This is a genomic window from Pelomonas cellulosilytica, assembly GCF_021353265.1.
GTDB lineage: Bacteria > Pseudomonadota > Gammaproteobacteria > Burkholderiales > Burkholderiaceae_C > Pelomonas > Pelomonas cellulosilytica.
The window spans coordinates 57,640-65,955 of the sequence record NZ_JAJTWU010000015.1; the positions used below are offsets into that span (position 1 = coordinate 57,640).

Annotated in this window: 7 protein-coding genes; 3 read left to right on the plus strand and 4 right to left on the minus strand. The window is 64.3% G+C overall.

What is annotated here, in order from left to right:
- Positions 1-5 precede the first annotated feature (5 nt).
- The 3 genes from LXT13_RS26895 to LXT13_RS26905 form a co-directional block, all read right to left on the minus strand.
- Positions 6-1,823 carry an asparagine synthase-related protein gene (locus tag LXT13_RS26895; protein ID WP_233375419.1) on the minus strand — a complete coding sequence of 606 codons (1,818 nt, stop codon included), beginning with the start codon at positions 1,821-1,823 and terminating at the stop codon, positions 6-8.
- A 12-nt stretch (positions 1,824-1,835) separates the two neighbouring features.
- The gene (locus LXT13_RS26900; protein WP_233375420.1) at positions 1,836-2,639 is read right to left on the minus strand and encodes a lasso peptide biosynthesis B2 protein; all 804 of its coding nucleotides are present in this window, start codon (positions 2,637-2,639) and stop codon (positions 1,836-1,838) included.
- 177 nt (positions 2,640-2,816) lie between these two features.
- On the minus strand, positions 2,817-2,933 hold the full coding sequence (locus LXT13_RS26905; protein WP_233375421.1) for a rubrivinodin family lasso peptide: 117 nt from the start codon (positions 2,931-2,933) through the stop codon (positions 2,817-2,819).
- A 306-nt stretch (positions 2,934-3,239) separates the two neighbouring features.
- Between LXT13_RS26905 and LXT13_RS26910 the strand changes: the two genes are divergently transcribed.
- From LXT13_RS26910 to LXT13_RS26920, 3 genes are all read left to right on the plus strand, one after another.
- The gene (locus tag LXT13_RS26910) at positions 3,240-4,220 is read left to right on the plus strand and encodes a hypothetical protein (protein WP_233375422.1); all 981 of its coding nucleotides are present in this window, start codon (positions 3,240-3,242) and stop codon (positions 4,218-4,220) included.
- 275 nt (positions 4,221-4,495) lie between these two features.
- Positions 4,496-6,913: a hypothetical protein gene (locus LXT13_RS26915; protein WP_233375423.1), complete on the plus strand. Its 2,418-nt coding sequence runs from the start codon at positions 4,496-4,498 to the stop codon at positions 6,911-6,913.
- A gap of 20 nt (positions 6,914-6,933) precedes the next feature.
- Positions 6,934-7,587, plus strand: a complete 654-nt coding sequence (locus LXT13_RS26920) for a cohesin domain-containing protein (RefSeq protein WP_233375424.1) — start codon at positions 6,934-6,936, stop codon at positions 7,585-7,587.
- A gap of 333 nt (positions 7,588-7,920) precedes the next feature.
- Here the strand turns inward: LXT13_RS26920 and LXT13_RS26925 are convergent.
- On the minus strand, positions 7,921-8,316 hold a 396-nt coding region (locus LXT13_RS26925; RefSeq protein ID WP_233375426.1), incomplete at its 5' end, for an IS110 family RNA-guided transposase.

An 8,316-nucleotide genomic window follows, 5' to 3' on the forward strand; every position in this document is an offset into this window, starting at 1 on the left:
GTGGCTCAGATAGGGCAAGTCGAGGCCGAGCTGGCGCGCTGCAGCCACGCCTCGGTCGCGATGCAGGCGTGGATCTCGCTGACGTAGCAGGCCTTTCCCGGTCTGCCGGCCAGTGCCGCTTCGACGATGTCGCGGTCGAGAAGCCCCCGCTTCGCCAGCTGCCCCTCGAGCAGCATCTGACGTGCGAACGTCAGGTTGCGTTGCAGCACTGTCGCGATGTAGTCGTTCATGCCGCCTTTGGAGCTGCGGTTGGCGATCTCGGGACGCAGACGGTCGGCAAATGTGCCCCGCGCCAGCCCGCGGCCGCGGCCGCCCTGGGTCAGCACGAACGTGGGTGTCGCCAGGCAGAACTCCAGCAGCGGTTGTGACATCAGCGGCTGCACGCGGTGGGCTGACGCCTCACGCAGGTGGTGGTTGTAGTACTCGAACGGATGGGCCAGCATGCCCAGCTGGTGGAACTTGCCGATGGGCAGGTCTTGCGCTTCCAGCAGACTCGGATGGATGTACTGGTGCGCGGTCTTCAAGGCGCTGGCCATCGCTTCGCGCTGCATCAGCGTGACGAAGCGGCCCGCGTCTTCCAGCGGATTGCCCTGATAGGCGCGATCGGCGAAGGCTTGGCGCAGAGCCCTCCAGAACGACACGCTGCCCAGGTGGGCGGAGTCCAGCGTCGCCTTAAGAAAGCCGCGATCGGGGCCGCGCAGCTTCAGGTAGTCAGCCGCGGGCCAGGTGCAGCGCAGCTCGTAGAGCAGCTGGTCTCCTCCCGCCCCGTTGAATACGGCGCCGGCTCGGTGACCAGCCGCGACCGCCGCATCAGTGCGCGCGGTCCCCATCGAGCCCAGGTAGTTGGCCGGCAGTGGCGTACGGGCGACGTCCAGGACGGATTCGAGGCGGAACCCTTCATCGAGAGGGCGCTCGATAAGCGTTGCGCCGTTGTGTCCGGCAACGAGCCGCGCGTAGTCTCGTTCATCGGTGTCGGTGTCTGTCGCGTAGTAGTTGAGGCAGACCACGTCCAAGGCGGTGGCCGCGGGCGACAGGTTGGCCAGCATGATGGCCGAGTCCAAGCCGCCCGACAGCCTGAGCACAATGGCATCGAAGCAGGATGCCCAGCTCTGAACGCACTCGGCCAGCGTGTCTCGCAACCGGCGCGAGGCTTCCCCAGGGTCTACGGGTGACGCGCGGCGAGCGTGATCGACCGCGCTCCAGAGCCGTATGGGCGGGGGCGCTCCTGCGGCCATCGATGTCAGTTCGCCGGGCAGGACCTGCGTGATGCCGTTCAGCAGCGTTTGGCGACCGCCCACGTTGAAAAGCACCATGTGCGCAGCGACTGCCTCCCAGTTGATGGCGGGTATGGGCAGGTCGCTCAGGCAGAACAGATCCTCCAGCCAGGACAGGACGATGGTCACGCCCTCGACCTCGGCTTGGTAGCAGGGCAGGGTGCCCGTGGGATCTCGTAGCACGCGGGCTTCACCGATTCGCGACGGAAGAAAGGCGATGTAGCGACCCCAGAACTGCTCGATCAGCGAGCGTCCCTCCGAATGAACGATGCGCTCGGCCTCGGCCGATGTCAGGCAGATGTCACCTCGTTGGATGGCGCCCGAGGCTCCGCGCCGGAACAGGCGGCCAAGCACCACGCCCTGGTTCGCGGGCAATGCATAGACGTCGTTGACGCCGTGGGCATTGCCCGTGACGTAGACCCGGTGTCCGCAAGCCTGGAAGGCCTCGTGCCACGGCCCGCGTTCAAGCAGCGCCTGCGCCAGGCGTTCGGCCATGGCGCCCTGCGTCTCGCTTGCCACGTTCCAGCTGAACCCGATGTATCGAAACATGGACGCCGTTCCTCACACGATCAGGATGGGCGTGTAGCGACGAACGTTCTCGTGGACGTCGTTGAGGACGAGGTGGCCTGCCTGGACCCAGGAGTGCGCGGCGAACGGCCGGATCCTGACCCCGATGACCCAGGTTGGATACAGGCGCTTCCTCGCGAGAAAGCGGACCATCGTCAGGGAGTCGCGCAGGCATTCGTCATGCGAGGTGAACAGAAAAGGGCGCAGCCCCATGTAGGACGAGACGGCGCTGTGCATCGCGTCCACGGTGAGTGTCTCGCTGGCAGCGAGAGGTCGTGGGCGCAGGCGACGCACGCGGCATGCGATGTCGGCCAGGCTGCTGCGTCTCATCCAGATGCGCGCACGCCATGCAGCCCAGGCCAGCGTGAGCAGATCCAGCGATTGAGGACGTGTTTGCTTGGTGAGGGCGGCGTTGATGCTTTCGGAAGGGACTGGCAGCGTCGCTTCCTGCGGGCGGGCCGTGCCTCTATCGGTCAGCAGACCCTGGTCAAGCAGGGGCTTGAGGTAGCTGTTCAGGTCAGCACTGGGCGGAGGAATTTGCGAAGTTCCCGCGGGCGCAGGCCAATCGATGATGGCTCGCTCAAGGCCAGCTTGCCGGGCATGGCCGATGCCGAGGTATTTGCTGCGCTCAAGGTCCAGGAGGATGACCTGGTCATCGACACGGCAAGCGCGGACGTGGTCGGCGAGCCGGTAGGTGGGCGACTGAGCCGCAGACTGCAACATGGGGAGTGCTTCGGCAAGGCGTGCAGCGGCGAGGCCGCACGCCAGCAGGTTCTGCTGCTCGGTCAGGGCTTCCACATGGCCACGTCGTTCAGCTCGGTCTCGAAGCCATGCAAGGCACCCTTGGTTTCCTGCTTGGCATCGCCCAGTTCGACGATTTCCAGTGCCAGGTCTTGATTCATGACGTTCTCCTTCGGATGGTGTTGTCGATGACGGCGTGCGGGCGGGCGCCTGCACGCCGTGCTCAAGGCCTGGTCAGGCCTTGTATTGGGAGACGTCGTTCGTCTCGGTCTCGATGCCGGTGGGACGGCCCTTGGTCTCTTCCTTGGCGTCGCCCAGGTCGACGATCTCCAGTTGCGGTGCTTCGTTCATGACGTTCTCCTTCAGTTGAGTTGAGGACACAGATGCCTTCGGTAATCACCTCTGGCGATCCAAAGATAGGGATTGGGAGCACCGGCTGAAAGCAGATTGGCCAAAGACGATTTCGGGTTCGGTCGTCCAGCCGCGCAGAAAAGTGGCTTCAACGCTTGCGCTCCGGTCGATCCGCCACAGACTTCGAACCACCCAACACGGTTGTTTCCGTTCGGAATCGTGGTCAGCTGCTGTCGAGGTCCGAACGAAAAGGGCTGCGTTACAAAGTTCTGGGGGAAATTTCGTCGCCTTGTCCGTCTAAGGGGTATGGAACGTTCCATCGTTGACGGCGAGGCGCGCAGGATCTGCCATGTGTACTGGCACTCCGTGGTCGGGCGCGACTTTGTCTGCAGTGCTTCCCTGGTCAGCCAGATCCGCACACGACTGTTGGGCGCTCACCAGGCGTCCGGCCGCGAGCTGCTGTACTACCTGTTGCTGCCCAGGGAGATCCACCTGCTGTCGTTGCTCCCACCCGGGGATTCAGCGACCGCGCTCGGCAACGGGCTGTCGAACACGATCGCCAGGCGGGTGCGACAGGCGGACGGGACGATGGGAGCTGTCTTCAGGGATCGATATCAATCGCAGTGGATCTATGGCGACGAGCAGTTGTTTGCCGAGCTCCGAATGCTGGCTTGGCGACCAGTGGCGGTTGGGCAGAGTGCGGTGCCTTCGAACTATGCATACGGCGCCCTGCGGGCGATCCTTGGCTTGAGCCTCGCAGAAGGGTTTCATGCAGGCGAGCTGCTTGAGCGGCTGGGCGGAACCGTGCCGCTGGGCCGCATGGCCTTGCGGCGAGCGTTGGCGGTGCGGCCGTCGGAGGTGGAAGTCCTCCAGTGGGAATTGGCTAAAGGGCTTGTGTCCGCAAGGGGGACGGTCGGCCCGGCCGGCCCGCTGGCCAGGCGTGTCAGCGGAGCTGCAGCTGCGCTGGTCGCAGCCAGTGCGGGTAAGAGCATCGATGGGGCGCTTGAACTGCTGGAGCTGTGGGTGGCAACCAGGCTGGGCCTGCCAACCGTCCCATCGCTCGCGAAGCAGCGCGGATTTTTGCCCTCGCGAGGCCGGGCGCTTGTTGCCTGCCTGGCCGTGCAGTCGGACCTCTGCCCGGCATCCGCGGTTGCGCGCCACTTTGGCCGGGCGAAGGCGACGCTCAGCGAGCAGATGGGTGCGATCCGATGCAGACCTGCAGATCGGGCGATCCTCGCCATACCGATGGACAAGATCGTTCGTGAGGCTGTTGCCCTGCTGGCTTGACCGTCCACTGCGATCGCTTCCAGCATCTTCGAGAGCGACATCGTCTACGTCACCGAGGAGCCGCAGCATGGACCAGCCATGTCGATAGGCTTGACGGCCATCGGATTTCGACTTGTCGACGTCAGCGTCCCAGTCGAGAGCAGTTGGTCGCTGCGGTCGATGAGTGGCGCCGGTCCATCTTCGTCTGCTTTGGTTGCGTCGGGATCGGGGCGTCCTCAAACTTGACGAAGCACTGCTTCGCATCGCGATGACGGTTGCGCTTTCAAAAGCGCATGATGCCGACCGATCCGGCATGGACAGTCTTCCAGGCTTCACGCGGCGGTCCGCAGGCGCGGCAAGCTGGCCACCCGGCATTTCAGGACTGGGAGGACTTCATGCGTTCAAGTTCCCGCCCCCTGCGCCGCCGCGTTTTTCCCGCGGTTGTCTACTTGTTTCTTGCGGTCGGCCTGCTGATCAGCATCGCGCCGCTGGACGTGCTTGCGTGGGATGCGGGGACGACCAGCCGCGCCCATCAGGCCGCTCCGGAGACTGGCGGCGAGAACCCGATATCGATTCTTGACACGCGTCCGAAGTGGGCCGTCAGCGTCGACACGAACTCGAGCCGCGTTGCTGATTGCCCGGTCGGCTATACCAACAACGGCGCGACTTGCGGGCGCGGGGCCGACACTATCAGCGCACCGTCTCTGCTGGCAACCTGCCCGACCGGGTACGTGAACACCGGGTCGAGTTGCTACCGCGCGCCCTACATTTATGACGCCCCGTCCAAGGACCCGCTCTGTCCGTCGGGCTACACATACACCGGCGTGTCGTGCTATCGCGCACCCTATATCTACAGCGCGCCGTCCCGTCTTGCGACTTGCCCCGCGGGTTATGTCAACACGGGCGTTTCCTGCTTTCGTGCCGCTGACAGTTACGGTCGCAGCTACAAGGCGAGCTGCAGCGGAACGGACATAGGGCTGATCTGCTCCGGTGGCACGTATTCCTGCCCGAACGGCGGCAGCTTGTCTGCCGGTTACTGCTACCTCTCCTGCAGGGCGGGTTACGTCAATACCGGATTGACCTGCCTGCGCAACGCCGACACGATCTCGCTTGCCAATGCGAGCTGTCCCAGCGGCTACTTCAAGGGCGTGGCCGACCGCTGCTATCAGACCTGCGCGAGCGGCTTCACGAATACCGGGGAGTTCTGCAATCGGGGTGCGGACACGATCGCACTGACCGACAGCAGCGTGACCTGTTCCAGCGGCTACTTCAAGGGGGCGACCGGCCGCTGCAATATGACCTGCAACAGCGGCTTCACGAACACTGGGGAGTTCTGCCACCGCGACGCCAGCACACTGCCACTGGCGAGCAGCGCCAGCTGTCCCAGTGGTTATTTCTTGGGCCTGCTCGGCCGCTGCAACAAGACCTGCCCGCAGAACTACACCAACACTGGCGAAACATGCTTCCGCCCGGTGTCTACGCTGACGGCGTCAAGTATGACTTGCCTGGCGAACGAACAACGGATCGAGATCGCCGGCATTCCACGCTGCTATTCGAAGCCGGTCTGCCCAGCGGGCTATGACTACTTTGCGTTGCGGTGCTACGTGGCGGCCAGTGCGACCGGCCTCGGCGGGTCGGTGGAACGTACTGCCGTCAGCACCATCGTGCACAACGTCAAGCAGAGCGGCAACACCCATCTGTGGATCGTCATCCAGGCACTCGACCTGCTGCAGAAGGAGGATCCGGCCGGCATCACGCCGCTGGGGGCCTTCGTGAAGGAACTGCGTACTTCGCCGAGCATCCGGCAAGCGTGGGAGCAGGGGCTGTGGGATGCAGACACGCCGGATTACGCCGACGCCGACGGCCATCAGGGCACACATTTCTATAACCCCGCGCTGAAAGACCGCTACGGTCGCCCCACGCCCTGGCTGACTTACTTCCCGGTGATCAAGAACAGCTTTGCCTGCACAAACTCCTATGAGTGCGCGTCAGAGCAGTTGAAGAACATGGTGGGCTACGCATTGGGCGAGACGAATCCGCGGACGCAGAAGTTGGCTGCCTACCACCTCGGGCTCGCCCTGCATTACCTGACCGACGCCACCCAACCGATGCATACCAGTGGTTGGTCGGGGTTCGACATCCCGACCAACGGCCACCCGCAATGGGAGTACTACGTGCCTCAGATCCAGCACAAGTTCACCGTTGCGGCCCGCGCCCGCAACCCCCGGTTCCTCGACTGGGAAGCCAAGAATGTCGACCTCGACCATCCCTCCATCGTGTTCCGCCAGGCCGCGCTGAGGTCCAACCTCCATGCGCCGCGTCTGGCCGATGCCCTCCACGTCGACGGGGCGGCGGGCATCGTGACAATCGAGGCGTTCAACGGCATCGGTCCGTACACGGGCTACAACTTCTATAACGACAGCTCCATCGACGACCTCACAGGGGAGATCCTTCAAGAGGCCTACCAGAGTACCGCGGCCTACCTGGCAGCCGTCTGGAAGACGCATTTTCAGACCCCGCAGCGCAGGACCTGCGACGTGGACGGCAACGGCAGCATTGACAGGTTGGACCTCAACGCCATCTTGGCGGCCCGGAACGCCCCAGCCGACGGGGCTACCGATCCGCGCGACGCAGATGGCAACGGCACCGTCGACATCAACGACGCGCGACTGTGCGCTCTGCGCTGTACAGCCCAGAACTGCGCTTCTCGCTGAACACCGAAAGGGCTTGCACCATGCATCGGTTACTCCGTCACGTCCTCCGTCCGCACCTCGCTGGCGCGGTATTGCTGTTGGCACACGCCGTAGCGGGCGCCGCGTCGCTGAGCCTGCAGCCGACCCCGCTCAACGTGGTGCCAGGGGCGCCGTTTGCAGTAGACCTGGTCGTCTCGGGCGTCGGCACTGCCGGCGCAGGATCAATCGGGGGCTTCGATCTGGAGCTCAGTTTCGACCCCGCCGTCCTGACGTTGCAATCCTTCGCGCTCGGTGGGTTCCTCGGCCAAATATCCCAGGTCGAGGCTCTGGACGACAGCCGCCTGCAAGCAGGCACTCTCCAACTGACCGAAGTCAGCTTGCTGCCGTCGGCCCAGTTGGATGCGCTGCAACCAAACAGCTTTTCGCTGGCGACGATGCACTTCGTCGCGACATCGTCTACGCCGGTCGGAGGCGCGCAAGTGTCGATCACTCGACTGTGGGCGCTAGGTCTGGCTAATGGCACAGGCCTTCCTGTCGAGACGGTCACGCTCTCGGGCGTCACGATCAGTGCGGTGCCGGAAGGGGCGACCCTGGCGATGCTGCTCGCCGGTCTGGCCGTTGTGATCGGCGCCGCCTCTCGGCCGCGTCGGCCGGCACGCGAGTTGGTGGACGAAGCAGGCGCTGTCGAGTCCTGAATCGCACCACCGGTGCGATTCATCCTTCGCCGTGCGCAGAACTCAAGGTTGGCGGACTGGACGTACATGGACGCCCCCGGTTTGCCAAGCTTCCAGCTCACTGCTGCACGAAGAAAAGATTGCACCCGTACATTCGGACTTTCAATGCGAGACGAGCTCGCTGTCCCTGATGGGTTTGCTGGTCGGCGCCCAATTGCTCACACGCAATCGAAGTGCCTCGTCCAGGACGGGCTGTGCTGACCACGGTCTGACCTATCGTGCCATCAACTTGCTGGTTGCCTGAGCAATCGGCGGTGGGATCCTCCTGTTGCTGTAGAGGTCATCGATGTCGGGCTACGCAGCGGCGCAACCGGCCGTGAACTCTCGCCCGTGCGCCAGCAGCGCCCAGACGGTCCGCGCAGTCTTGTTCGCCATCGCGACGGCAGCGATGTTCTTGCTCCGACGCGTCGTGAGCTTGACCAGCCAACTGTCAGCGTCTGCGCGCTGCGTGGCCCGGTAGATGACGGAGCGCGCGCCGTGTATCAGCATCGTGCGTAGGTACGCATCGCCGCGCTTGCTCATGCCCAGCAGCGTCGGCTTGCCACCGCTGGAGTGCTGTCGCGGAACCACGCCCAGCCAGGCCGCGAACTGGCGGCCGTTGTCGAAGTTCTTCGCATCGCCGATGCTGGCGACCAGGGCACTCGCGGTCAGTGGCCCAATGCCCGGCACCTTCTCAAGGCGCTGACTGGC